This window comes from Acinetobacter colistiniresistens (genome assembly GCF_000413935.1).
Classification (GTDB): Bacteria; Pseudomonadota; Gammaproteobacteria; order Pseudomonadales; family Moraxellaceae; genus Acinetobacter; species Acinetobacter colistiniresistens.
Window position 1 is genome coordinate 73,140 of record NZ_KE340380.1, and the last position, 24,018, is coordinate 97,157.

At 40.9% G+C, this 24,018-nt stretch carries 26 protein-coding genes; 14 read left to right on the forward strand and 12 right to left on the reverse strand.

The features are described from left to right. The first annotated feature begins 67 nt into the window (after nucleotides 1-67). Both F907_RS09775 and rnhB read left to right on the forward strand, forming a co-directional pair. Entirely contained in the window at nucleotides 68-451 is a 384-nt protein-coding gene (locus tag F907_RS09775) for a hypothetical protein (protein ID WP_016652075.1), read from the forward strand. A gap of 357 nt (nucleotides 452-808) precedes the next feature. Then, entirely contained in the window at nucleotides 809-1,375 is a 567-nt protein-coding gene (gene rnhB / locus F907_RS09770; protein ID WP_005274242.1) for a ribonuclease HII, read from the forward strand. A gap of 57 nt (nucleotides 1,376-1,432) precedes the next feature. Here rnhB and csrA read toward each other — a convergent pair whose 3' ends face one another. From csrA to alaS, 3 genes are all read right to left on the reverse strand, one after another. Then, entirely contained in the window at nucleotides 1,433-1,696 is a 264-nt protein-coding gene (csrA, locus tag F907_RS09765) for a carbon storage regulator CsrA (RefSeq protein ID WP_004654447.1), read from the reverse strand. A 236-nt stretch (nucleotides 1,697-1,932) separates the two neighbouring features. Continuing rightward, nucleotides 1,933-3,213: an aspartate kinase gene (locus F907_RS09760; RefSeq protein ID WP_005274245.1), complete on the reverse strand. Its 1,281-nt coding sequence runs from the start codon at nucleotides 3,211-3,213 to the stop codon at nucleotides 1,933-1,935. A gap of 66 nt (nucleotides 3,214-3,279) precedes the next feature. Further along, on the reverse strand, nucleotides 3,280-5,970 hold the full coding sequence (gene alaS / locus F907_RS09755) for an alanine--tRNA ligase (RefSeq protein WP_171068376.1): 2,691 nt from the start codon (nucleotides 5,968-5,970) through the stop codon (nucleotides 3,280-3,282). Between the two features lie 257 nt (nucleotides 5,971-6,227). Between alaS and F907_RS09750 the strand changes: the two genes are divergently transcribed. The 6 genes from F907_RS09750 (at nucleotide 6,228) to F907_RS09725 (ending at nucleotide 11,532) form a co-directional block, all read left to right on the forward strand. Beyond that, complete coding sequence (locus F907_RS09750) at nucleotides 6,228-7,253, forward strand: type I glyceraldehyde-3-phosphate dehydrogenase (RefSeq protein WP_016652077.1); 1,026 nt, start codon at nucleotides 6,228-6,230, stop codon at nucleotides 7,251-7,253. Nucleotides 7,254-7,292: 39 nt separating this feature from the next. Then, complete coding sequence (locus F907_RS09745; RefSeq protein ID WP_016652078.1) at nucleotides 7,293-7,604, forward strand: hypothetical protein; 312 nt, start codon at nucleotides 7,293-7,295, stop codon at nucleotides 7,602-7,604. Nucleotides 7,605-7,671: 67 nt separating this feature from the next. After that, the gene (locus tag F907_RS09740) at nucleotides 7,672-8,175 is read left to right on the forward strand and encodes a GNAT family N-acetyltransferase (RefSeq protein ID WP_016652079.1); all 504 of its coding nucleotides are present in this window, start codon (nucleotides 7,672-7,674) and stop codon (nucleotides 8,173-8,175) included. 417 nt (nucleotides 8,176-8,592) lie between these two features. Then, complete coding sequence (locus tag F907_RS09735; protein ID WP_005274259.1) at nucleotides 8,593-9,759, forward strand: ATP phosphoribosyltransferase regulatory subunit; 1,167 nt, start codon at nucleotides 8,593-8,595, stop codon at nucleotides 9,757-9,759. A gap of 57 nt (nucleotides 9,760-9,816) precedes the next feature. Then, nucleotides 9,817-11,136, forward strand: coding sequence for an adenylosuccinate synthase (locus F907_RS09730; RefSeq protein WP_005274262.1), 1,320 nt, complete (start codon nucleotides 9,817-9,819; stop codon nucleotides 11,134-11,136). Between the two features lie 78 nt (nucleotides 11,137-11,214). Beyond that, nucleotides 11,215-11,532, forward strand: coding sequence for a putative quinol monooxygenase (locus F907_RS09725; RefSeq protein ID WP_016652080.1), 318 nt, complete (start codon nucleotides 11,215-11,217; stop codon nucleotides 11,530-11,532). Between the two features lie 327 nt (nucleotides 11,533-11,859). Here F907_RS09725 and F907_RS19105 read toward each other — a convergent pair whose 3' ends face one another. After that, nucleotides 11,860-12,870, reverse strand: a complete 1,011-nt coding sequence (locus F907_RS19105; protein ID WP_016652081.1) for a helix-turn-helix transcriptional regulator — start codon at nucleotides 12,868-12,870, stop codon at nucleotides 11,860-11,862. 212 nt (nucleotides 12,871-13,082) lie between these two features. Between F907_RS19105 and F907_RS09715 the strand changes: the two genes are divergently transcribed. The 4 genes from F907_RS09715 to F907_RS09700 all read left to right on the forward strand — a co-directional run bounded on the left by F907_RS09715 (nucleotide 13,083) and on the right by F907_RS09700 (nucleotide 16,836). Next, on the forward strand, nucleotides 13,083-14,633 hold the full coding sequence (locus F907_RS09715; RefSeq protein ID WP_016652082.1) for a circularly permuted type 2 ATP-grasp protein: 1,551 nt from the start codon (nucleotides 13,083-13,085) through the stop codon (nucleotides 14,631-14,633). Between the two features lie 73 nt (nucleotides 14,634-14,706). Then, nucleotides 14,707-15,309 carry an alpha-E domain-containing protein gene (locus F907_RS09710; RefSeq protein ID WP_016652083.1) on the forward strand — a complete coding sequence of 201 codons (603 nt, stop codon included), beginning with the start codon at nucleotides 14,707-14,709 and terminating at the stop codon, nucleotides 15,307-15,309. Continuing rightward, entirely contained in the window at nucleotides 15,306-16,085 is a 780-nt protein-coding gene (locus F907_RS09705; protein ID WP_016652084.1) for a transglutaminase family protein, read from the forward strand. Before F907_RS09710 ends, F907_RS09705 begins: the two co-directional genes overlap by 4 nt. 16 nt (nucleotides 16,086-16,101) lie before the next feature. Further along, a complete protein-coding gene (locus tag F907_RS09700) occupies nucleotides 16,102-16,836 on the forward strand; it encodes a proteasome-type protease (RefSeq protein WP_005274278.1) in 735 nt (244 codons plus the stop codon). Between the two features lie 50 nt (nucleotides 16,837-16,886). On the opposite strand, the gene F907_RS09695 is transcribed toward F907_RS09700, so the two are convergent. The 4 genes from F907_RS09695 to F907_RS09680 all read right to left on the reverse strand — a co-directional run bounded on the left by F907_RS09695 (nucleotide 16,887) and on the right by F907_RS09680 (nucleotide 20,459). Next, nucleotides 16,887-17,357, reverse strand: coding sequence for a DoxX family protein (locus tag F907_RS09695; RefSeq protein ID WP_016652085.1), 471 nt, complete (start codon nucleotides 17,355-17,357; stop codon nucleotides 16,887-16,889). 61 nt (nucleotides 17,358-17,418) lie between these two features. Then, entirely contained in the window at nucleotides 17,419-18,492 is a 1,074-nt protein-coding gene (alr, locus tag F907_RS09690; protein WP_016652086.1) for an alanine racemase, read from the reverse strand. A 65-nt stretch (nucleotides 18,493-18,557) separates the two neighbouring features. Then, the gene (gene dnaB, locus F907_RS09685; RefSeq protein ID WP_005274284.1) at nucleotides 18,558-20,003 is read right to left on the reverse strand and encodes a replicative DNA helicase; all 1,446 of its coding nucleotides are present in this window, start codon (nucleotides 20,001-20,003) and stop codon (nucleotides 18,558-18,560) included. A 120-nt stretch (nucleotides 20,004-20,123) separates the two neighbouring features. Further along, nucleotides 20,124-20,459, reverse strand: coding sequence for a winged helix-turn-helix transcriptional regulator (locus F907_RS09680; RefSeq protein ID WP_016652087.1), 336 nt, complete (start codon nucleotides 20,457-20,459; stop codon nucleotides 20,124-20,126). Nucleotides 20,460-20,581: 122 nt separating this feature from the next. Between F907_RS09680 and F907_RS09675 the strand changes: the two genes are divergently transcribed. After that, nucleotides 20,582-21,136, forward strand: a complete 555-nt coding sequence (locus F907_RS09675) for an NAD(P)H-dependent oxidoreductase (protein ID WP_016652088.1) — start codon at nucleotides 20,582-20,584, stop codon at nucleotides 21,134-21,136. 89 nt (nucleotides 21,137-21,225) lie between these two features. On the opposite strand, the gene rplI is transcribed toward F907_RS09675, so the two are convergent. From rplI to rpsF, 3 genes are read right to left on the reverse strand one after another with little or no spacing between them, the layout of a single operon-like run. Continuing rightward, complete coding sequence (gene rplI / locus F907_RS09670) at nucleotides 21,226-21,672, reverse strand: 50S ribosomal protein L9 (RefSeq protein WP_004654410.1); 447 nt, start codon at nucleotides 21,670-21,672, stop codon at nucleotides 21,226-21,228. Between the two features lie 12 nt (nucleotides 21,673-21,684). Further along, nucleotides 21,685-21,912, reverse strand: coding sequence for a 30S ribosomal protein S18 (gene rpsR, locus F907_RS09665; RefSeq protein ID WP_000090661.1), 228 nt, complete (start codon nucleotides 21,910-21,912; stop codon nucleotides 21,685-21,687). 11 nt (nucleotides 21,913-21,923) lie between these two features. Further along, a complete protein-coding gene (gene rpsF / locus F907_RS09660) occupies nucleotides 21,924-22,307 on the reverse strand; it encodes a 30S ribosomal protein S6 (protein WP_004638540.1) in 384 nt (127 codons plus the stop codon). A 173-nt stretch (nucleotides 22,308-22,480) separates the two neighbouring features. Here rpsF and F907_RS09655 point away from each other — a divergent pair, with 173 nt between their 5' ends. After that, nucleotides 22,481-22,975: a hypothetical protein gene (locus F907_RS09655; RefSeq protein ID WP_016652089.1), complete on the forward strand. Its 495-nt coding sequence runs from the start codon at nucleotides 22,481-22,483 to the stop codon at nucleotides 22,973-22,975. A gap of 156 nt (nucleotides 22,976-23,131) precedes the next feature. Here F907_RS09655 and cyoE read toward each other — a convergent pair whose 3' ends face one another. Next, nucleotides 23,132-24,010, reverse strand: a complete 879-nt coding sequence (gene cyoE / locus F907_RS09650) for a heme o synthase (protein WP_005274294.1) — start codon at nucleotides 24,008-24,010, stop codon at nucleotides 23,132-23,134. Nucleotides 24,011-24,018: the final 8 nt, after the last annotated feature.

Genomic DNA, 24,018 nt, shown 5'->3' on the forward strand with positions numbered 1-24,018 from the left:
GTCATATCATAAAATGTGTCGTTTAGGCACAATACGCCTGCCAAAATTTAGATACAGGTTAGAAATCATGAAAAAGTTGGTGCTTATTGTTGCCCCTGTCGTTTTAGCTTTAACAGGATGTGTTACGCCAAATGGCAGTAACTCGGCTGGAACAACTTCTCAGCAGCTGGGTATGGCGGCACTGAAAGTTGCTGTAAATGCAAAATGTATTAATGAGATCAATGCTCTTCCAGCATGGAAGACCGCGACACGTTTGATGACAACTGAACAACGCGACAATATTCAAACTGAAGTATGTGGTTGTGTCAGCGAAAAAGCGCCAAATAGTGTGACAGCTGTTGAATTGGCAACTGCTGCAATTGACCCGACTGCACGTGCAACGATTGTGACTCAAGTGGTTTCACAGACTGTAAATGCTTGTGTTGCAGAGACGTTAAAGAAAGCAAGTTAAGCGAAAAAGGCTGAGTTATCAGCCTGCTTCTTGAAAATCACGCAGCTCTTAGAATGGGCGTGTGAGAACGCTGTGGGTACATGGAATAAAAGACCTGAAAATTGGTCAACTTCAATGTGCTCAAGCGGATATTTCAAAACCATATCCACAACGATGAGATTGGCCAAGACCGAGTTAATTGGTTGGGCAGCATGTCTCTACCTAAGCTTATAGTGCATTTAATCGCTTTAATGTAATTCAACAGCACTAATCAGGGCATGTACGGCTTTGTCATTTGATTTAAGGCCGAATAAAAATCTAAATAAGATGGAGATGGCTAAGAGATATGTTAATTGAAGATGTGAATGGAAAGATGAAATGAGAGTTGCTGGTGTGGATGAGGCTGGGCGTGGACCTTTAGTGGGTTCTGTTGTCGCTGCCGCAGTTATTTTAGATCCAAACAATCCGATTGAAGGTTTGAATGATTCTAAAAAGCTGACCGAAAAAAAACGGGAAAAGCTTTTTATTGAAATTCAGGAAAAAGCACTTGCTTGGTCAATTGCTGAGGCAACGCATGTTGAAATCGATGAGCTCAATATCTTACAAGCCACTTTTCTGGCAATGCGTCGCGCAGTTGAAGCATTAGATACTCAACCTTCAAAAGTGATTGTGGATGGTAATCAAATTCCAAAAGGAATAACTATTCCCTGTGAAGCGATTGTAGGAGGGGATGCCAGTCATGCAGAGATCAGTGCGGCGAGTATTTTGGCTAAAGTGACACGTGATCGTCAGATGCAAGAACTTGATCAGCAATTTCCAGATTATGGTTTTGCTAAACACAAAGGATATCCAACTAAAGCACACTTTGAAGCGATTGCGGCCCATGGTGTGATTGAGCAACATCGACGCAGCTATGGCCCAGTGAAGAAAGCTTTAGGGTTGTAAAAATAATTAAAGCGACTAAGGATAGTCGCTTTAATTATTCGAGAAGAATTCTGCGCATTAACGATTGAAGTTATTATGACGAGGGAACTCGTTATTCTCTTCTTCATAAGAATGTTGATAATCTTGATCAAGATGTTGCAGATGCTCATGCATGGCACGTTCATGTTGGATGCGTTGGTAAATTTCCTCACGATGTACAGAAACTTCTTTTGGAGCATTTACACCAATACGCACTTGATTGCCTTTTACGCCAAGCACAGTAACACTGACTTGATCCCCAATCATTAATGTTTCTCCGACACGACGGGTCAGAATCAGCATGTTTATCTCCTTGCTAAACGCTTAAACTTGCGACAGGGAATTCATTGTTTGAAAGCACAGCCTAATATACAGAAAATTCTAACAGAAATATGTAAAAAACATTTTTTTTCGTAAGTTCTGTGAGAATTTTCTAAAAACCTCAGACCTAATATAACAGAGCCACTATAAAAAAAACTATAGTGGCTCTGTTTTTTTTCTTATTTACTTGCGAGTAAATATGTTTAAGCAGCTATTAATTAAGCACGAGCACTGCTTTCGCCATGTTCACGATCTAGGCCAAAAGCCGTATGTAAACAACGCACTGCCAACTCTAAATAGTTTTCTTCGATGATCACAGACACTTTGATTTCTGATGTAGAAATCATGAGAATATTAATGCTTTCTTCAGCCAAGGCGGTGAACATTTTGCTCGCTACACCAGCATGAGAGCGCATACCAACACCTACGATTGAAACTTTTACGATGTCATCGCGCGTTACAACTTCACAACCGTCAATACTGTTTGCTGTTTGTTCTAAGATGGCTTTTGCTTTCGCTAAGTCACTACGATTTACAGTAAAGGTAAAATCAGTTGTACCATCTTCTTCAACATTTTGGATTATCATATCCACTTCAATGTTAGCATCACTGATTGGTGACAAGATTTTAGAGGCAATACCTGGTTCGTCAGGAACACCCAAAATAGTGAGTTTTGCTTCGTCACGGTTAAATGCAATGCCTGCAATGATTGGTTGTTCCATATCGTCTTCTGCCTCAGTGGTAATTAGTGTGCCTACGTTTTGTTTGAAATCATCATCAAATGCACCATCGTTTTCATTATCAAAGCTTGATAATACACGTAATGGAACTTGATATTTGCCTGCGAATTCAACAGAGCGAATTTGTAACACTTTTGAGCCTAAAGATGCCATTTCCAGCATTTCTTCAAAAGAGATACGGTCAACTTTTTTTGCTTTTGGTGCAACACGTGGGTCAGTAGTATAAACACCATCTACATCGGTATAGATTTGGCATTCATCTGCTTTCAAGGCTGCTGCAAGTGCAACACCTGAAGTGTCAGAACCGCCACGACCTAAAGTGGTGATATTGCCATTGGCATCATAACCTTGGAAACCAGCAACGACAATGACACGACCTGCATCTAAATCAGCAGTCATGACATCCGTATCAATTGATTCAATACGTGCTTTGGTAAACGCGCTGTCGGTTTTAATCCCAACTTGACGACCTGTATATGACTTCGCTTCTACACCAATTGAATTCAGTGCCATCGCTAACATGGAAATCGTTACTTGTTCACCCGTTGACACCATTTGATCTAATTCACGTGGGTCAGGGGTGCTGGTAATGGCTTTTGCAAGTGCAAGTAAGCGGTTGGTTTCACCACTCATTGCTGATACAACCACGACCACTTTGTGACCATGATCATGCCAACGCTTGACACGACGAGCAACATTTAAAATGCGCTCAGGAGTACCCATTGAGGTACCGCCATATTTTTGAACGATTAATGCCATAGTTGTTCCATATAAGCCATGACCCTGAGAGGCATCAGGGTCAGTTACACAAAAGTGAAGTGTTGATTATTGTTCAAGCCAAGCAGGTAATGCTGCAATCACTTGATCAAACTTCTCGTTTAGTGGCGCGCCACCTTGTGCTAAGTCAGGTTTACCACCACCTTTACCACCTAGCTCTTGAGCCAAGTGTTTGATGATGTCACCTGCTTTTAGAGTCGCAGTATATTGTTTAGCGACAGAGGCGATTAAACTCACTTTATCACCTTCAACACCAGCTAAAATAATGACTGCATCTTCTAATTTTGATTTTACGCTGTCATGAAGATTGCGTAATGATTTGGCATCTAAACCTTGTACCGTGGTAATCAAAGTTTGACGACCAGCAATGTCTTTCACTTGATCCAAGAGTTCTGCTGCTTGGAAGCTGGCTAACTTTTGATTCAGTTGTTCGATTTGCTTTTGTAGGCTAGAAGCAGTTTCAACAATCGCTTCAACTTTTTCTACTGTTTGATCTTTCTGTGCTTTTAACAAGCCATTGATCGTTTGGATATCTGTTTCAGCTTTTTGAACGACTTCAAGTGCTTTAGTACCCGTCACGGCTTCAATACGACGAACGCCCGCAGCGACACCACCTTCAGAGGTGATTTTGAACAGGCCAATGTCACCTGTGCGCTTTACGTGAATACCACCACACAGTTCGATTGAGAAGTTTTTCTCGTCAATCACTGAACCCATAGACAGTACGCGAACTTCTTCACCATACTTTTCACCGAACAGCATCATCGCACCTTTGGCTTTGGCTGTTTCGATATCAAGTAACTCAGTACTTACCGCAGTATTGGCAATGACTTCGGCATTGACTAAGCGCTCAATCTGTTGCAATTGTTCAAATGAAACAGGTTGGTCATTGGCAAAGTCAAAACGTAAAATATCGCTCGCAACCAAAGAACCTTTCTGCTGCACATGCGTACCTAAAATCTGGCGTAAAGCAGCGTGTAAGAGGTGAGTTGCAGAGTGGTTACGTGCTGTTGCTGCACGAATATCCGCTTTAACTGTCGCTTCTACGTTCTGAGTCGCTTTGAGGTTACCCATGGTCACAATACCTTGGTGTACAAAAGCACCACCAGATTTTTTAGTATCTTGAACTTCAAAGATACCGGTATCATTTTTGAATAAACCTGTGTCACCGATTTGACCACCGCTTTCCGCATAGAAAGGGGTTTGGTTCAATACGATAAGCGCTTCGTCGCCTTCATTGATTTCATCAACTTGAACGCCATCTTTATAGATTGCAACGATTTGGCCCTGACCCTGAGTCGCATCATAGCCATCAAATTGAGTTTCGCCTTCAACTTTTACAATGCTGTTATAGTCAACAGCGAATTTACCAGCATCACGTGCACGTTGGCGCTGTGCAGCCATCTCAACTTCAAAACCGGCTTCATCAATGGTCAGATCACGTTCACGTGCGATATCAGCGGTTAAGTCTGTCGGGAAACCATAAGTATCATAGAGTTTAAATACGGTTTCACCTGGAATGACACTACCTTTCAGTTGTGCTAATTCACCTTCGAGCAATTTTAAGCCTTGCTCAAGTGTTTTCGCGAATTGTTCTTCTTCTTTTAGCAATTGTGCTTCGATACGGGCTTGCTGTGCAGCAAGTTCTGGATAGGCATCGCCCATTACTTCAATCAGCGGTTGCAACATCTTATAGAAGAATGAACCGGTTGCGCCTAACTTGTTACCATGACGGACCGCACGACGAATGATACGACGCAATACATAACCGCGACCTTCGTTTGAAGGGTTAACGCCATCAGCAATCAAGAATGAACATGAACGAGCATGGTCAGCAATGACTTTTAATGAAGCTGGGTATTCAACTGGTTTATTTTGAGCTTTCGCTTCAGCTTCAATGGCGGTGGTATCTAAGCCAATAATTTCAGCAGCAGCTTTTAATAAATGCTGGAACAGGTCAATTTCATAGTTTGAATTCACATGTTGTAGTACCGCCGAAATACGCTCCAAGCCCATACCTGTATCAACAGAAGGTGCTGGAAGAGGGTGCATGACACCATCTGCAGTACGGTTGAACTGCATGAAAACGTTGTTCCAGATTTCGATGAAACGGTCGCCATCTTCTTCAGGGGTACCCGGTAAGCCACCCCAGATATGGTCGCCATGATCAAAGAAAATTTCAGAACATGGACCACATGGACCAGTGTCACCCATAGCCCAGAAGTTGTCTGATGCGTATTGACCACCTTTATTGTCACCAATACGGATAATACGTTCAGCATCGATTCCGATTTCTTTATTCCAGATATCAAATGCTTCATCATCGGTGTGATAAACCGTGACATATAAGCGATCTTTAGGTAAGCCTAACCACTGTTCGCTGGTCAAAAATTCCCAAGCAAATTTCAGCGCATTTTGTTTGAAATAATCACCAAAAGAGAAGTTACCTAACATTTCAAAAAAGGTATGGTGACGTGCGGTATAACCGACATTGTCGAGGTCATTGTGTTTACCGCCGGCGCGTACACACTTTTGTGATGAAACAGCACGTACGTAATCGCGTTTTTCTAAACCTAAGAAACAATCTTTAAACTGGTTCATACCAGCATTGGTAAACAGCAAAGTTGGGTCGTTGGAAGGAACGAGAGAACTCGAAGCAACACGTGTATGCCCTTGCGATTCGAAATAACGCAAAAATGCTTCACGGATTTCAGCTGATGTCATAAAGCGAGTACTCACAACCAAGACACTCCATAATTTTGAATTTGGCTATATGCAACAAGGTACGTTGTGTCTAACGTTCTACAATCGAACCCAGTGCGTGGCATAGATTTTAAAAGTGCTAAATTATAACGGAAAATACCCGCCTCACCAACGATTTTACAAGCAATATCATATAAAACTGTGTTTAAGCTAAAAATCTATATTCAACAATGTGCTTGATGTTTTACCATATAGCACAGAAAAGATGATGTTTTGATGAAGAAGGACGCTACATGCAACGTATCGCTATCAATGGATTTGGTCGAATTGGCCGGAATGTATTACGTGCGTGGTTTGAGAGTCCTAAGCAATTTCAGTTTGATATCATTGCCATTAATGATATTGCTGATGTGCAGACCTTAGTACATTTATTCAAATATGACACCACGCATGGGCGTTTTGCCGGCAAAGTTGAGATTCAGATTGAAAACCAACATATTTTTCTGAATATCCAGTCCAATCAACGCCAGTTAAAGCTACAGGTTTTTAAACAAGCCCAGCCCGAATTATTACCGTGGGCAGATTTACACATTGATGTGGTGCTTGAATGTACCGGTCTATTCCGCTCACGCGTCGATGCCACTCGTCATGTTGAGGCAGGTGCCAAGCGTGTGATTATTGGTGCTGCACCTTTTGATTCTGTCGATGCGGCGATTGTCTATGGCGTCAATCACAATGACGTAAAAGCCTCAGATCAAATTATTTCTAGTGTCTCGTGTACTACTCAGGCTTTAGTACCGTTGGTCAAAATTATTGATGATGCCTTTGGTATTGATACGGCATTAATGACGGAAATCCATGCAGTCACGGCAGATCAATCGGTTTTGGATCATGCGCACCGAGATTTACGTCGTGCACGCGCATCAGGGCAAAATATTATTCCAACTACATCGAGTGCTTTAGGTGCGTTAAAACAAGTCATGCCAAAAATGGAAGATCGGATTAATGGTTATTCTATTCGCGTACCAACCATTAATGTGGCGGCTATTGATCTGACTTTTGTTTCGCATTCACCGATTACCGTGCATAAAATCAATGAAGTTTTGAGCAAAGCTGCGCAATTTGATTATGCGCAGATTATGCAAGTGACAGATGAAGATCTGGTTTCGAGTGACTTTAATCATTCACCGTATTCTCTAATTGTTGATTTAACCCAAACCATGGTGGTGGGGCATCAAGCAAAAGTTTTTGCGTGGTATGATAATGAATGGGGATATGCAAATCGCTTGCTGGATTTGTGTGAATCATTTTCAAATTAATATTTTAAATAAGATATAAATAATAATGTGGGGTATTGCATGACATTGATGTTGGTTTGGGGATTTATTGCTGTTTTATTGGTGGCGGTGGCTTTTTTATTCTGGTTTCAGTTTAAAAGCGTAGACGTACAAAACCAAGATGTTCAGGTGCAACAACTTGAAGAAAAAGTGCTGCATCTGGAATTACACCTGAAAAAGAGTCTGGAAATCATGCAGGATCTCGCTAAAAAGATGCATGTACAACAAGAAGTTTTGGATCGAACTGTGGCAAATATTGCTGCATTGGAAAAGCAGAATGTTGAAATGGTGAATTTGCTAGAAATCGTAGTAAAAGGCGGGAAAGGAACTTAATAAACATAAGCTAATTTCTGAGAATCTTTTATAAAAATTCAGATTCACGATAAGTTCGAGGTATTGAATGAGCCGAAACTTGGATGAATTGGTGGTCCGTCTTACCACCGAGGAGGATTGGAAAATCCTTAAAACCGTTCGTTTAGAGTCGTTGCTTGATAGTCCTGATGTTTTCGCTGTTAATTATGCCACTGCGGAGAAATATAGTGAGTCAGAATGGCGTGACCGTGCCTCACAAAAGTTTCAAAATCAATATGTTTTAGCAATTACAGGGAATCAGGCAATTGGGATTATTGGTGGAACTCAAAACGCTGTACGTGAATTTAATGTGATTGCTATGTGGGTTAATCCTATGTTTCGTGGCAGTGGTATAGCTGATCTTTTGATTTCTGAGATTAAGAATTTAGCAGTTTCTAAAGGTCATTCTAGGATTGTATTAAGCGTATCTCCAAAAAATGAGCGAGCAGTCTGTTTATATTCTAGGCACGATTTTGTGTTTATACCTGAATGGGAATCTTTAGACCTGAGTTCAGGTGAAAGAAATCAAAAAATGGAATGCGTGTTTTTTTAATATAAACTAAGAACAAGACCTTAAGGTGTTTCATTTATTTGGGGTAATAGCCGCTTAAGAGGCTCGGAATTTCGGACAGGCAGTTTTGCATTCAACTCTCAGGCAATCAATACGATCAAAAAATTAAATCTGATCAATTGGAAACAGGGCGATAGTTCAGATGTTGGGCAGTTCTTTGGATTAAGAACATGGACTTATACTCTCAGTGAGTAGTTTCAATCTATTGAATCTATTCGTTAATTTTGTCTCAGTAAGCTTGCAGATTAGACATTAAACTAGAAAGATTTATTCAAATTCGAAGGTGCATCACATAAATCTTCGTGCTACACTACGCTGAATCGGGCATTCACCCGATTTTTTTATGTGGTTGCTTTTTGTGTGGATGCCTCCACATTGAACAGATTTTAGGTTTGGAACATGACCATTTCAGAGACGTGGTTGCTCCCTGACGGGGTAGCAGATGTATTGCCCGAACAAGCGCAAGTTGTTGAAACCTTGCGTCGAGAAGCGTTAGATTTCCTCGCAGTTCGAGGTTATCAATTGGTGTATACACCATTTATTGAATACATCGAATCGTTGTCTTTATTATCAGAATCGAATCAAGATTTAGATTTAGTCACATTCAAAGTAATTGATCAGTTGTCTGGCCGTTTACTTGGTGTTCGCGCGGATATGACACCGCAAGTTGCACGTATTGATGCTCACGTACGCCCCGTTGAAGGCGTAGCGCGTTATTGCTATGCAGGTTCTGTCTTGCATACAAAACCACAGAATTTTAATGCAACACGTGCACCGTTACAGTTGGGTGCAGAGTTGTATGGTCATGACAGCATCGAAGCGGATGTGGAAATGATCAATGTGATGTTGGCGTTGATTGAGCACACTCACACTTTAGAAGGGGCTCACTTAGACCTTGGTCATGTGGGGTTATTCCGTAGTCTGGTGAAACGTGCTGGTTTAAATAAAAATACAGAAAGTGAACTTTCTGATTTATACCAGCGTAAAGCGCTACCAGAACTTGAAGCGTTTACGCAAGATTTAGCGATGGGTGCGGACTTTTATGCCTTGGGTCGCTATGCGAGCGATCTGGATGCATTACAAGCGCATTTAAGCCAAGATATTTTAAATGATGTTGATTTTAAGATTGCTTTAGATGCATTGAAATCAACATTAGCACAAATCCAATCGCGTTGGTCTGACCTCAATGTTGGCATCGACGTAGTGGAATTGCGTAGTTATCACTACCATACAGGTTTAATGTATGCCATTTATGCACCAAATCGTGCAGCACCACTGGCTCAAGGTGGGCGTTATGATGGTATTGGTGAGCACTTTGGTCGTGCCCGCCCAGCAACCGGTTTTAGTTGTGATTTATATGCTTTAGGTGCAACTCAGTTTGTTGAAATTGAAACTGTGGTTGCTCCAAAAGGCCAAGACCAAGATTTATTAAATGCAATTGTAGATGCGCGTAGCCAAGGTTTACGTGTGGTGCAATTGTTAGGTAATGATGATTTAAGCTCAGTGCCTTATGCGACCCATCAGTTGGTGTCTCAAAATGGGCAATGGGTGATTGAAAAAATTTAATTGCCAAGTCTCAAGACTTGGTTTCCAATTTTAACAGCATGATGTAATGAGGCTATTATGGGCAAAAATGTTGTGGTACTTGGTACCCAATGGGGCGACGAAGGAAAAGGTAAAATCGTCGACCTGCTCACAGATCAAGCGGCTGCGGTAGTTCGCTATCAAGGCGGACACAACGCAGGTCATACGCTTGTGGTAGGTGGTAAGAAGACTGTATTACACCTCATTCCATCTGGTATTTTACGTGAAAACGTATTGTGCTTAATCGGGAATGGTGTTGTTCTTTCTCCTGAAGCCCTAATTAAAGAAATGGCAATTTTGGAAGGTGAAGGCGTACCTGTTAAAGAACGTTTACGTATTTCTCCAAACTGCCCACTTATTTTGCCAAACCACATCGCGCTTGACCAAGCACGTGAGAAAAAACGTGGGAATGCCAAAATCGGTACAACAGGTCGTGGTATTGGTCCAGCTTACGAAGATAAAGTTGCACGTCGTGCAGTACGTGTCGCAGACCTGATTCGTGGTGGTGCGTTACTTGAAGAACAACTCAAGGAAATGCTTGAACTGCATAACTTCCAACTTTCTCAATTCTATGGCGTTGAAGAAGTTAAGTTTGAAGATGTTCTTGCACTTTGTAATGAATGGCGTGAAGTGCTTGCACCATTAGTCATTGACGTGACTAAAGTGTTACATGATTACCGTAAAGAAGGTAAGGCAATCATGTTTGAGGGCGCACAAGGTTCATTGCTTGACATCGATCATGGTACTTATCCATTTGTAACGAGTTCAAATACCACTGCTGGCGGTGTAAGTTCTGGTTCAGGTATGGGGCCATTGCATTTAGACTATGTATTGGGTATCACTAAAGCCTATACAACACGTGTGGGTGCAGGTCCATTCCCAACTGAGTTGCACTATGATGCAGCAACAGATACAGGTGATGCGATTGGTCGTCACTTAGGTACTGTTGGTCATGAATTTGGTGCATCTACTGGCCGTCAACGTCGTTGTGGTTGGTTCGATGCCGAGATCTTACGTCGTTCAGTTGAAGTGAACTCGTTGTCTGGTATTTGCTTAACTAAACTTGATGTACTAGATGGTTTGGAAGAAGTGAAAATCTGTGTCGGTTATGAAGATGTAGATTCAGGCTGTGCAGGTTCTTCTGATGCGATTTCATTCGAAAGCTTGAAACCAATCTATGAAACCATGCCAGGTTGGAGCGAATCAACTGTAGGTTTAACTCAAATCGAGCAACTTCCTGCAAATGCATTGGCATATGTACGTCGTATCGAAACTTTAATTGGTTGCCCAATTGATATCGTTTCTACAGGCCCTGACCGTGCCGAAACAATCGTATTACGTCATCCGTTTTCAGCATAAGCTGAGTCGATGATAAAAAAGCTCTCATCATTTTGAGGGCTTTTTTTATGGGAAAAATTTCAAGTGAGCGGTGAGAATATGACTCTAAAACTGATTGCCGAAGATTTTATTCAACCAGAACATATCGAGATGGTTTTACCGCTTTATCAAGAATTGGTCGAGGAAACCAGAACTGAAGCAGGATGCATTGCCTATGATCTGTATCATGATCATAAATTGCAGGGACATTTTGTTTTTATTGAAGAATGGGTAGATCGTACAGCGCTGGATTTACATGTGCAGTCTGAACATTTTCAGCGCTTAGTACCGCAAATTGATCAGTATCAGGTACAAGCAGGACGTTTTACCCATCTGCATCGTTTTGAGGCTTTACTGCCCAATAAAGATGATGGGTAATTGAATTCTTAATCCTAAGCCAGCAATAGCAAAAAAACAGCTTTGGATTCCCATCTTTGTTATTTCACAGCCTGAAAAATCCTCGCTATATTAGCCTTACATTCAAACAAAGAGGGTTTTGATGATGACCAAAAAGAGAATCCGCTACAATGGCTATGAATTAGCGTGCCGATGTTGATTTAAATCAAAGCGCTTAAAAAGGTACAAACCAATTTTGATCAAGGCGGGGAGAGAGGTTGGTTTGAACATTTAAATAATAAAAATAATACTGAGTGTTTGATAATAAAATTTATAAAAAAATCGAAGAGAACCGAGAGGTTCTCTTTTTTATTTGGATTGTTCTTCAATCTCTTTGACTGCATTGTAGACCGCTGCAGGTTCGATATTGAGGATTTTTTTACCGAAACTTCTGAGCCACCAAACCAGTTGTGAAGTAAATGGAACGGTTGCAGAAACTTCAACAATATTTTCTTCTAGGTGTTGAATGATTTGATCCCTGCTCAGTTGGCTTTCGTAGAAGCTTTTGGCCGTACTCTCGCTCATGGTCAGCTTTAACTGGATCTGTTCGGTTGGTTTGCTGTAGTCAACGCGGAAACCGAGTGCACCCGATTCAATATAGCTATCAAGCTCAAAATTGACAGGATGTAAGGCGCGGCTTTCCAATACGGTAGCAGCCTTAAAACGATGTAATGCAAAAGTTTGGACGTCAGTTTTATCATTTCGGGTACAAATTAAATAAATCACTGCACCTTTTTGAACTAAAGCCAATGGATTCAAAATATAAGTTTTATCTTCACCTTGATGGGTTCTTGCACGATAAATACATTCGATTTGTTTGTCTTGCAATAAGCCTTCATAAATTGCCTGTTGCGCATGTTTATCGACCACAGGTGGGATTAAAGGTTGAGTCGCAGGCACAATACGGACACGGTTGATCCATTGTCTGACGTTGTTTTGAGTTGATAGGCTACGTTTGGCCAGATCAAACCAAGGTGTCATTTCTTCTAATAAACTGGGTGGAAGCAAGTGACGCAAATGTTCTTCAACCATCATAAAAGTGACCGCTTGCGAGCTGGTCATATGAGGCAAGCTCTGAATTGGTGCATCTGAACGCCAACGCCAGCCTTGTGGTACGGTTTTATTACTTTCAATGGGGAATCGCTGGGCAATTTGGTTTAAATCACGCTGAATGGTACGCAAGCTGATATCAATGCCTTCACGTTCTAAGATTTCTTGTAATTCACGTGTGCCCATCCATTTCCCTGTCGAAAGGCGAGATAAAATTTGCCATTGGCGATAAAGGCTATTGGAGGTTTCTTTTTCTTGTACGGATGACATAAGCGTAATACGTAATTTAATGGTCTAAAGCAGACACAATAAAAAAACTCTCTCTATTTATCAAGTCTATCGGGTGTGGATTACGTATTTACGACTGAAATGAGTGTGCTTTTGCATAAATATTCTAAGTCTGGTTGAAAATTGATCGTTTTATATAAGTGGCATTGAAATTGCTTTTGCTAGATATAAATAAATGATGAGACGAGGTCTATATGTCAGAACAAGAACACAACCTACATATCAGTACAGATTATTTTGCGGCAGAGCCAAATACAGCAATTCCCCTTGATACGTCTACATTTATTCCCCAGCTCAATGTGAGCAGTAATTTATTTGAACAGCTCAAATCAGAATTTTTTAATGAAATGTTGGATGATAAAAGCTTTAACGGTGAAGCGTCGAAAAAAATTGAACAGTGGTTGAGTATTCGCAGTCTTGACGATTTAAAAACGTTGGAAGCACAGGCAAAACAGCACTTTCTCTACCAAGGGATCACCTTTAATGTTTATGGTGATCAAGCCGGTGCAGAACGAACCATTCCGTATGATCTGATTCCTCGTGTGATTGAAAAGAAGCAATGGGAACAGATCGCGGCGGGTTGCGAGCAACGTGTGAAAGCATTGAACTTATTTCTAGATGATATCTATCATGGTCAGCATATTCTAAAACAAGGATTGATTCCTGCACAGCAAGTCATTGCCCACGAAGCTTTTCAACCGCATATGTTAAAGCATCAGCTGAAAGGAAAGATCTATTCACAAATCAGCGGTATTGACATCATTCGCGATGGTCAGGGTGATTTCTTTGTATTGGAGGATAATTTGCGGACACCATCAGGTGTGTCTTATATGCTGGAAAGTCGTAAAATCAGCCAAAAATTGATGCCAGATTTATGTAGCAGTAATAATTTGCAGGGCATTGAGCAATATCCAAGTTTATTAAGAACGGTTCTGGAAGAAAATGCGGATGTTGATCGGCCTGTGATTGTAGTGCTTACTCCGGGACGTTTTAACAGTGCTTATTATGAGCATTCATTTCTCGCCCGTGAAATGGACGTGCCACTAGTGACCAGTCGAGATTTATTTGTCGAAGATGAGAAAGTCTTTGTCAAAACTATTCGTGGCCGTCAACAAGTCGATGTGATTTACCGCCGCGTTGATGATGATTTTCTTGATCCACTGAGTTTTAGACCTGACAGCAGTTTAGGGGTGGCAGGTTTGATGTCTGCATACCTACAACACAATGTGGTAATTGCTAATGCGCCGGGAACTGGGGTGGCAGATGATAAATCGATCTATCCTTATGTCGATCAAATGATTCAATTCTACTTAGGTGAAACACCGATTTTAAATAATGTACCCACTTATCAATGTCGAGATGCCGAGCAACTGGATTATGTATTGGCCAATATTGAAAAACTAGTGGTCAAAGAGGCGCAAGGTTCGGGTGGTTATGGCATGTTGATTGGCCCTCAAGCGGATCAAGAGCAAATTGACGGATTTAGACAAAAACTTATCGAGACGCCGCATTTATATATTGCTCAACCGACCTTAGCACTTTCTGTTGCACCAACACTGACCACTGAAGGGGTTGCCGAGCGACATATTGATTTGCGTCCATTCGTTTTAAGTTCACCTTATCGTACCGAAATCGTACCTGGCGGTCTAACACGGGTAGCTATGCAGGCGGGTTCGCTTGTTGTTAACTCCTCTCAAGGTGGAGGCATTAAAGATACATGGGTGGTTGAAACCCTACGTTCCTAAATGAGATGCCACAGCTTAGATGATGAAATAAAACAGCGCTGTGGCGTTACAAGAAATAAAAGGGAGGAGATGTATGCTTTTACTGAGTTCAAGCGCGCAACATATTTACTGGTTAGGACGTTATTTGTTTCGTATTGGTCATGTGGCTGGGCAATTACCTTTTGTTGATAATCAACAAGCTGCAGATTTTGCACAGGCACTTTGTTTGCATATTGCTGATGCGGAGAGCTTGAATCATTTCATGTTGGATCGACAGCAACCTTACTCTTTATTAAGCCAACTTGAGATTGCACGTGACAATATTCAAGAATTGAGAGGTTTGTTAACTGCTCAGGCCTATGCTGAGTTGAATTACCTGATTAAAAATACACTAGCAGATGGTCTAGCGATTCAAAGTGTCGTGCAAAGCTGCTGTGATATCCTAAACAAGGAGCAAGAAGAAATCTTTTTATTCTTTCATATTGGGCAAAGTATTGAGCAAATAGATATATATTTCAGATTTAAACACAATGTGCCCGCAGTATTTGATGCTATGGATCCTGAAATAGAGCAGTTATTTCAGTTGGGATGGCAGGATCTGCAACCGAGTTGGGAGATATTGAAAGATCAACCTTATGTAAATCAGTTTTATGCATTTACCTATAAATTGGAAAATCAATTTGAGGCGTCCCCATGAAACTTATGGTCAATCACCAGACACATTATCGTTATACGGAGGTTGCGCGGAATAGTGTCCAGTCGATTAAAATGATGCCGCAGAGTTCACGGCATCAACATATCGAAAACTGGCAGATCAGTGTGCCTGGTCAATATTCTTGTCAGCGCGATGCATTTAATAACTTGTGGATTACGGCAACACAGCGCCATGATTATCGGTATCTGACCATCATGGCACAGGGCGTGGTTGATCTACACCCAACTGAGTTGGGTCATGTAGAAATGAATGTATCACCGCTGCTATTTCTACAGCGCACAACGATGACTTGTTGTGATTTGACCATGTCGGACTTTGCTCATTCTTATGTTAAGATCAAAGATCGTCAACATTTGATTGTGTTAGCAGAAAAGATTTTACAGCAAGTTCCATATCAACCAGAAACGACTTCGGTGACAACCTCTGCGATTGATGCTTTTTATGCAGGGCAGGGAGTATGCCAAGATCATGCGCATATCTTCATTGCCATGTGTCGTGCTTTACAGTTGCCAGCACGTTATATATCGGGTTATATCTATGATGAAAATCAACCACACCTTGCCAGTCATGCATGGGCTGAGGTTTTTGTGGAGAATGAATGGTATTGTTTTGATATCAGTAACCAGATATTTACACCCCAAAATCATATTTATGTTGCGGTCGGGCGTGACTATTTAGATGTTGCACCAGTGCGAGGTATTCGGGAGCAAGGTGGGGTGGAAAGTATGATGTCTGTGGTACAAGTTTTGGCATGTTAAGTAAAAAGAGAGAAAGATGACCTATTGTTGCGCATTAAGATTAGAGCAAGGTTTGGTATTGATTAGCGATACTCGAACCAATGCCGGGGTCGATCATATTTCTGTATTTCGTAAGTTGCATACTTTTGGGGTAGAAGGTGAGCGTTTTATTGCGCTACAAACATCGGGTAATTTGGCCACGACTCAGGCTGTGATTGGGCATTTGCAAAATGCTTTGGCGTTGCACCAGGAACCCAACTTATATAGTGCCAATACCATGTTTGAAGTGACTGAGCTGGTTGGTAAAACCTTGCGTAAGGTGTTAGAGGACATTACCACTGATACTCAGGAGCAAATGAATTACTCATGCAGTATTTTAGTGGGTGGGCAGATTAAAGGCGAAGAGATGCAGCTATATAATGTCTATCCACAAGGGAATTTTATTTGTGCAACCACGGATACACCTTATTTTCAAATTGGTGAAAGTAAATATGGTAAGCCTATTCTAGATCGTGCCTTGCATTATGATATGCCTCTGGATGACGCGTTACGTTGTTCATTGATTTCTTTTGATTCGACTTTACGTTCCAATGTGTCGGTTGGCTTACCGCTAGATGCTTTGGTTTACCATAAAGACAGTTTTATAATTCCTGAAGGTAAGCGTATTGGTGAAGATGATCCTTACTTTACCCAAATCAGTAAACAATGGTCAGAGACTTTGCGCCGTGGTTTGCAAGAATTGCCAAAGCCAACCGCTGATTATGGTTTATAAATCATGATTCCCTCTCAGACGAACAATGATCTTGTTTGAGGGGGAATTATTTAAACCGTCGAGATGTTTTTGCTTAGAAGACGATCCAGTGACAGGATGGTTGGCCGAGATGTGATGAGTATCGCAAGAATAAACATATACAACAGGTCATGCACATAGAAGAACCAACTCAGCCAGCTCATAGTATCTAAGCCATTAGGAATGGTATGTATGCCAACGGTGTATAAAGCGGTCAGGCAGATCACAAACAGTAAAATGCTGCTGATTTGAGTCAATAAACCGATAATCAATAATAAACCTGCGAGCATTTCTGTGGCAGAAACAAAGCTGCTCATGATTTCTGGAAATGGAATGCCAGCTTCAGTGATGGTTTCCAGCATAATCAATTTGTTTTTCTCAACAAATAGTTTATTAAAGCCTGTGCTAAAGAAAAAAATACCGATTGAAATTCGTACTAAAAATAGCACGAATTGCTGAATCGGCATTTTATAGAGCGGATTATCGTAAATCAGTTTGAGCATTCTGGATCTGAATGGTTAAAACCTTATTAGAGATAAAACACAAAAATTGATCAAGTAATGTTTAGTTACCTAACTGACGTATTGGGCGCTCTGTGAGGCGGCAAAGCAGCTCATAGCCTAGGGTTCCATTCGCTGCAGCAACATCATCAACTAAGCGAGATTGGCCCCAAAGCTCAACTTTAGTGCCAATTTCAGCATCCACATTACTAATATCAATGGCGATCATGTCCATACTGACACGGCCAACAACAGGGACAAGTTGTTGATTGATCGCAACGAAGTTTTGCTTGATATAAGCACGTGGGTAGCCATCCCCATAGCCAATCGAAACAATCGCGATCTCTGTCGGGCATGTGGCTGAATAGGCCGAACCATAACCGACAAATTCCCCTTGTTGAATCTGATTTAGTGCAATGATCTCGGCACTAAAGGTCATGACGGGCTTTAGATCAAGTTCATGTACATTTTTATCGGCAAAAGGTGAGGCGCCGTAAAGCATGATACCGGGACGTACAAAATCAAAATGCAGTTCAGGATATTTATAAATTGCAGCTGAATTACAGCAAGAGACTAAAATGGGTTCACAGGCCTGTTTTACATCTAAGAACTGTTGTTTCTGTTGCTCATTTAAAGGGTGGTCTACATCGGCATTGGCAAAATGCATGGCCAGTACACAAGTAAAACCTTCAGTTTTTAAACGTTGAATGACTTTAATGATTTCATCGACTTTAAAACCTAAACGGTTCATGCCGCTGTTCAGTTTGACCCAAACTTTTAAGCCTAATGCATTGTAAGCCGTTTTATGTTGAATCAACCATTCAACTTGTTGAGTGTGATGAACGATACATTCAAGTTTCTGTTCAATGACTTGTGCCATTTCATCTTCAGAAAATACACCTTCAATCAGGGTGATGGGTTGAGTATATCCCAGTTGCCTGATTTCCAAAGCTTCTTCCAAGCAGGCGACACCAAAAGCGTCCGTGGCCTCAAGGGCGGCTAAACAGTTTTTAACTCCATGTCCGTAGGCATTGGCTTTGACCATACTGACAATTTTTGAATGTGGAGCAAGTTGTTTAACACGGTTTAAATTATATTGCAGTGCTTTGCTGTCAATATAAACTGTAGCTTGGCGCACCCTGAGTTCTCCTTTGGGTCGACTTGAAACATATATAAAGCAGGAATCGTTTAGATATTTAGATATTATTCGTCATCTTCATACTGAGCATAGAACTCAGGCGAGAGGTTACTAAAACGGGTATATTGGCCTTCGAAGGCTAGACGAACGCTACCAATTGGACCGTTACGCTGTTTGCCGATAATGATTTCAGCTGTGCCAGCTTCCTTGGACTCTTTGTTATAGACTTCATCACGGTAAATGAACATGATTAAGTCGGCATCCTGCTCGATTGCACCTGATTCACGTAAGTCTGACATGACAGGACGTTTGTTTGGTCGGTTCTCCAAACTACGGTTTAACTGAGACAGTGCAATCACAGGACATTGCATCTCTTTGGCAAGCGCTTTTAAGCTTCGCGAAATTTCCGAGATCTCACCCACACGGTTATCGCCCATACCAGGGACTTTCATCAGCTGTAAATAGTCGACCATGATACAGCCGATTTTACCATCATGCATTTTGGCCACACGACGCGCACGTGCACGAAGTTCGGTAGGCGGTAGGGCAGATGAGTCATCGATATAGAGATGCATTTCTTGTAATTGTAGAATGGTGCCTGTCACTTTGGTCCATTCGTCTGCATCGAGATTACCTGAACGTAGATGGCCTTGATGGACTTTACCCATGGCTGAGATCAAACGCATGGCAATTGAGTCTGCTGGCATCTCCATCGAGAATACCAGAGCAGGTAGGCGGTTGTATTGCAGTACACTTTCAACCAAGTTCATGGCGAATGTGGTTTTACCCATTGATGGACGTGCCGCAACAATAATTAAATCCCCAGCCTGCATCCCTGAGGTTTTATTGTCCAACTCCAAGAAGCCAGTGGTTAAACCGGTAATGTTGCCATCAAGTTTAGACAGTTCATCTAATTTGGTAATAACGTCAGCAGTCACGGAACTGATTGATTTTGGCCCAGAATCTTTTTTATTGTTGTTATGCTGTTCGGCCAGCGAGAAAATACTGGTTTCTGCTAAATCAAGAATCTCGCTAACAGGTCGACCTTTGGTGTCATAGGCATTTTGTAAAATATCACTGCTGATCTTGATCATGTTACGCAGAGTTGAAAACTCTTTGATTTTATTTGCATAAATTTCGAGGTTGTAGAAGCTTGACGGGGAATCCGCCATCAATTGCATCAGGTATTCCTCACCGCCAATAGCATCGAGCAAATTCTGTTTGAGTAACCAGTCATTCACTAAAACTGCATCATAAGGCGAGTTTTCTTGTGCTAGTTTCTCAATGGCACGATAGATATATTTGTGACGTGTGGCATAAAAATCATTTTCTTTGAGTAAGTCACTGACTTGTTCGAATGATTCGGCAACGGTCATCAAAGCAGCTAAAACAGCTTGCTCAATGGCAAGATTATGCGGTGGGGTACGGAATTCTTTTAGTTGACCAGAGTCATTCACTTTACTCTCTGTGTTTGGAGCATTTTTGGAAAAATTGGCATTCGCCTGTGACATAACAAGACCTAATAAAAAGATGAAACCCTAACGACTGACTATCTTAATCCAAATGGAAGCTATCGGGACAATTTAATTCAGGGAAAATTGTGTAAGTGGCGAAAAAGTGTGGTTTAGCAGCTAGAGTCGATTGGATGCACCCCATTGGCACATCATGTCTAATAATGGAATTAAGGACAGCCCGCGTTCAGATAAGCGGTATTCGACTTTGGGTGGAATTTGTGGATATTCCTTGCGAATAATCAATTGGTCTCGTTCCATTTCCTTCAAGGTTAGGCTTAGGGTTTTAAAAGAAATATTCCCGATGGAGCGTTTTAGCTCATTGAATCGCATGATGGATTTATGCTGATAAAGCCAATACATGATGATCATTTTGTATTTGCCGTTAATCAGTGAAAGCGTATATCCAAAATCTGTTTGTTCTAAGTCAATTTGGGCTGGGGCGCAAGTTTCCATAATTTTTCCGACACTAACTTTTAGTCTAGTATATAACCATAATGACCGTACTTATATTATCGCCAGCATACTTTTATAATCGACTCATCACTATAACTGAACGATCAATGGAGTCTATTGAAATGAAAAAAACGCTTGTGATAGTTGCTCATCCTGACATCAATAATTCCATAATAAATAAATGTTGGATTGAAAAATTACATCAATATCCTGAGCAGTTCACTGTACATGAGCTTTACCAAAGTTATCCAAATGGTCAGATTGATGTGTTAAAAGAACAAGCTTTGGTAGAAGCACACCAGAATCTAGTATTTCAGTTCCCTGTGTATTGGTTTAACTGTCCACCGTTATTAAAGCAATGGTTAGATGATGTCCTGACTTATGGCTGGGCTTATGGTTCAGCAGGTAATCAGTTAAAAAATAAGAAAATAACCCTTGCGGTATCGACTGGAAGTAAAGCACATGATTATTCAGTGGATGGGAGACATCAAGTGAGTTTAGAAACTTTATGTGCTCCTTTTGAATTGACTGCACGTTATGTCAAAGCCGATTATCAGCCTGTTTATGCTTTTTATGGAATGGAAACCCAGCCAGAGGAGGGTGAGGTTTTACCTACAATCAATGATGTTGAGCAAAGTGCAGAGGATTATGTGAAATATTTATTAGAGATGCGCTAATTGCATTTTTAATGCATCGAATGATTCTAAGAAAAAACAATAGACATAAAAAAAGAGCATGTAAAACATGCTCTTTTTCTTTGCAGAAATTACTCAGATACGATAGTAACGAGAACTTCAGCAACAACATCATGATGCAATTGGATTGCGATGTTGAATTCACCAGTGTGACGAAGCGCACCGTTTGGTAAACGAACTTCTGCACGGTCAACAACAAGACCAGCATTCGTTAAAGCATCAGCGATGTCACGAGTACCGATAGAACCGAATAGTTTACCTTCGTCACCAGCTTTCGCAGTGATTACGATGTTAACTTCGTTCAATTGTTCAGCACGTGCATTCGCAGCAGCTAATACTTCAGCTTCTTGCTTCTCAAGTTCAGCACGACGAGCTTCAAAAGCAGCAGTGTTTGCTTCAGTTGCAGCTACAGCTTTACCTTGAGGGATCAAGAAGTTACGACCGTAACCAGCTTTAACTGATACTTTGTCGCCTAATTTACCAAGGTTCTTAATGCGTTGTAATAAGATAACGTCCACAGCTCACCTCACTTACTTATGGTTGTCAGTGTACGGAATCAAAGACAAATAGCGAGCTTGTTTAATAGCTAACGCTAATTGACGTTGATAACGAGCTTTAGTACCTGTAATACGGCTAGGAACAATCTTGCCGTTTTCAGTGATGTACTGTTTTAAAGTGTCGATATCTTTGTAGTCGATGTACGCAACATTCTCAGCTGTAAAGCGGCAGAACTTGCGACGACGGTAAAAACGTGCCATTGATGTTCTCCTTATTCAGCTTCTTGAACTGCTTGTTGTGCTTCTTCACGTTGAGCTTTACGCGCACGTTTTTCTTCAGCACTCTTAGCAAGTAAAGATTCTTCAGTAATTGCGTGTTCACGACGGATGATGATGTTACGAATGATTGCGTCGTTATAACGGAACAATTCTTCTAATTCATCAAGAGTCGTTTGACCACATTCAACATTCATAAGAATGTAGTGTGCTTTGTGAATTTTGTTAATCGGGTAAGCCAATTGGCGGCGGCCCCAATCTTCTAAACGGTGAATTTGACCTTCAGCTTCTTTGATCTGAGAGATATAGCGTTCAACCATACCTACAACTTGATCGCTTTGGTCTGGATGTACCAATAGTACGATTTCGTAGTGACGCATTGTCAGCTCCTTACGGTTTAAGCAGCCCCTGATTATAAAAATCAGAAGCAAGGAGTCATAACTTAAAAGTTATGTCGCAAATTGCGAAGCGGGGATTATATGCAAATTGACGCTATAAAGCAAATTTGCCATAGTCTTTGCATAATATTTTTTAAATAAAATAGGCAATAAGCATGGAACAACACTTTTTAAAAACAGTCGCATTGATTGAGTCAATTTTACAGTCAGGTACGGAGGAGGCATATTTCGAAGTGTTTGAGCAATATGAGGGGGATATTTATCAAATTTTAATGATTGTTGATTGGCGAGAAGAAGATGAGGCGATTATTGAGTATTGTGAAAATATTTTACAAACGGGGAATTTGCGGGCAGAGATACAGGATGCGGATAACCTGCAAGGATTTACCATTACTGTTTATTATCAGAATCAAACTTTGATTATTCCTTATCAAGGTGAGGGGGCTGATCGAGATACCACTTTAAAAGCACTTAATCAAATTTTACAGCCAGATTATGAAATCCGTTTTTGTGAGCCTTCTGATGGTTCCGATACCTTGGAGTTCATCCCGTTACCAAAAGCTTTATGGCAAAAATTAGATCAAAAATATCCACATCAGATTGATCAATTTTTTAGACGATTTGAGCAAGATAGTGTGTTCTTTGGCTAGAGTGGGTGTAGCAGATTGATTTTTTTACGATTGTAAAAATGTGCACGGAGTATACACAATACATAGTTTTCATTTAGGCAATAAGAAGCAAATGTTTTTATTGCACGAAATGATTACAGCGAGGGAGAATAAAAAGATAGAGCATTCTCTATCTTTTTAAAAAAGAGGGAGGAATGGTGCAGGGCTTTTAAAGGTAAAACTAAAGCTTAGACTGATAACAGTAACAAGAATTACTGAGAAAAGGAAAAAGCGTTTTGCCCAAAGCTGATCATCTTCAGCTTTGAATCCTAAAATACCGATGTAGAACCAATAAATACACAGCGCATTACAGATCACCAAGAAAATGATGTTGGTATATCCATAAACATACAGTGCATTCATCGCAACGCTAAATAAAATCACATAAATCACGGATTCGATTTTTGTTCTCAAAATAGAGCGTGCTACAGGTAAAATTGGAATTCCTGCATTTTTGTAATCATCAAAACGATAAATGGCGATGGCCCATGAATGTGGCATTTGCCATAAGGCATATGCAACAAAGATGAGGAGCGCCGCAACATCGAACTGATGACTTACAGCCGTATAACCAATAACAGGGGGACTCGCTCCAGAAATACTACCAATGACGGTCTGATGGATGGTGGTGCGTTTGCTCCACAAACTATAAAAACCGACATAGACCACGAAACCAATTACAGCAAATAAAAATGCATAGCCATTCACATAGAACCAGAGAATGCTAAAACCAATTACGCCTAAAACCAATGCATAAGACATGGCAACAGTTGGGGAAATCGTTTTTTGCACAAGGGCACGGTTCATGGTGCGTTGCATTTTTTGATCGATGTCTTGATCAATTACATTATTGACGACACAACCTGAAGCAACAACAAAAGTTGTTCCGAGTAGGGTCAGTAATAATAAGAGGCAGTCTATAGAGCCTTGGGCGGCTAAGAAGAAGCCGCCCAAGGTGGTAATAAAATTACCGAAGAGAATTCCTGGTTTAGTCAGGAATAAGTACTTTTTCCACATGACAATCA

Excerpts from the sequence above, each read along its gene's own strand:
- F907_RS09775 (WP_016652075.1), top strand. The coding sequence starts at position 68 with ATGAAAAAGTTGGTGCTTATTGTTGCCCCTGTCGTTTTAGCTTTAACA.
- rnhB (WP_005274242.1), top strand. The coding sequence starts at position 809 with ATGAGAGTTGCTGGTGTGGATGAGGCTGGGCGTGGACCTTTAGTGGGT.
- csrA (WP_004654447.1), bottom strand. The coding sequence starts at position 1,696 with ATGCTGATTCTGACCCGTCGTGTCGGAGAAACATTAATGATTGGGGAT.
- F907_RS09760 (WP_005274245.1), bottom strand. The coding sequence starts at position 3,213 with ATGGCATTAATCGTTCAAAAATATGGCGGTACCTCAATGGGTACTCCT.
- F907_RS09750 (WP_016652077.1), top strand. The coding sequence starts at position 6,228 with ATGCAACGTATCGCTATCAATGGATTTGGTCGAATTGGCCGGAATGTA.
- F907_RS09745 (WP_016652078.1), top strand. The coding sequence starts at position 7,293 with ATGACATTGATGTTGGTTTGGGGATTTATTGCTGTTTTATTGGTGGCG.
- F907_RS09740 (WP_016652079.1), top strand. The coding sequence starts at position 7,672 with ATGAGCCGAAACTTGGATGAATTGGTGGTCCGTCTTACCACCGAGGAG.
- F907_RS09735 (WP_005274259.1), top strand. The coding sequence starts at position 8,593 with ATGACCATTTCAGAGACGTGGTTGCTCCCTGACGGGGTAGCAGATGTA.
- F907_RS09730 (WP_005274262.1), top strand. The coding sequence starts at position 9,817 with ATGGGCAAAAATGTTGTGGTACTTGGTACCCAATGGGGCGACGAAGGA.
- F907_RS09725 (WP_016652080.1), top strand. The coding sequence starts at position 11,215 with ATGACTCTAAAACTGATTGCCGAAGATTTTATTCAACCAGAACATATC.
- F907_RS19105 (WP_016652081.1), bottom strand. The coding sequence starts at position 12,870 with ATGTCATCCGTACAAGAAAAAGAAACCTCCAATAGCCTTTATCGCCAA.
- F907_RS09715 (WP_016652082.1), top strand. The coding sequence starts at position 13,083 with ATGTCAGAACAAGAACACAACCTACATATCAGTACAGATTATTTTGCG.
- F907_RS09710 (WP_016652083.1), top strand. The coding sequence starts at position 14,707 with ATGCTTTTACTGAGTTCAAGCGCGCAACATATTTACTGGTTAGGACGT.
- F907_RS09705 (WP_016652084.1), top strand. The coding sequence starts at position 15,306 with ATGAAACTTATGGTCAATCACCAGACACATTATCGTTATACGGAGGTT.
- F907_RS09700 (WP_005274278.1), top strand. The coding sequence starts at position 16,102 with ATGACCTATTGTTGCGCATTAAGATTAGAGCAAGGTTTGGTATTGATT.
- F907_RS09695 (WP_016652085.1), bottom strand. The coding sequence starts at position 17,357 with ATGCTCAAACTGATTTACGATAATCCGCTCTATAAAATGCCGATTCAG.
- dnaB (WP_005274284.1), bottom strand. The coding sequence starts at position 20,003 with ATGTCACAGGCGAATGCCAATTTTTCCAAAAATGCTCCAAACACAGAG.
- F907_RS09680 (WP_016652087.1), bottom strand. The coding sequence starts at position 20,459 with ATGGAAACTTGCGCCCCAGCCCAAATTGACTTAGAACAAACAGATTTT.
- F907_RS09675 (WP_016652088.1), top strand. The coding sequence starts at position 20,582 with ATGAAAAAAACGCTTGTGATAGTTGCTCATCCTGACATCAATAATTCC.
- rpsR (WP_000090661.1), bottom strand. The coding sequence starts at position 21,912 with ATGGCACGTTTTTACCGTCGTCGCAAGTTCTGCCGCTTTACAGCTGAG.
- rpsF (WP_004638540.1), bottom strand. The coding sequence starts at position 22,307 with ATGCGTCACTACGAAATCGTACTATTGGTACATCCAGACCAAAGCGAT.
- F907_RS09655 (WP_016652089.1), top strand. The coding sequence starts at position 22,481 with ATGGAACAACACTTTTTAAAAACAGTCGCATTGATTGAGTCAATTTTA.
- cyoE (WP_005274294.1), bottom strand. The coding sequence starts at position 24,010 with ATGTGGAAAAAGTACTTATTCCTGACTAAACCAGGAATTCTCTTCGGT.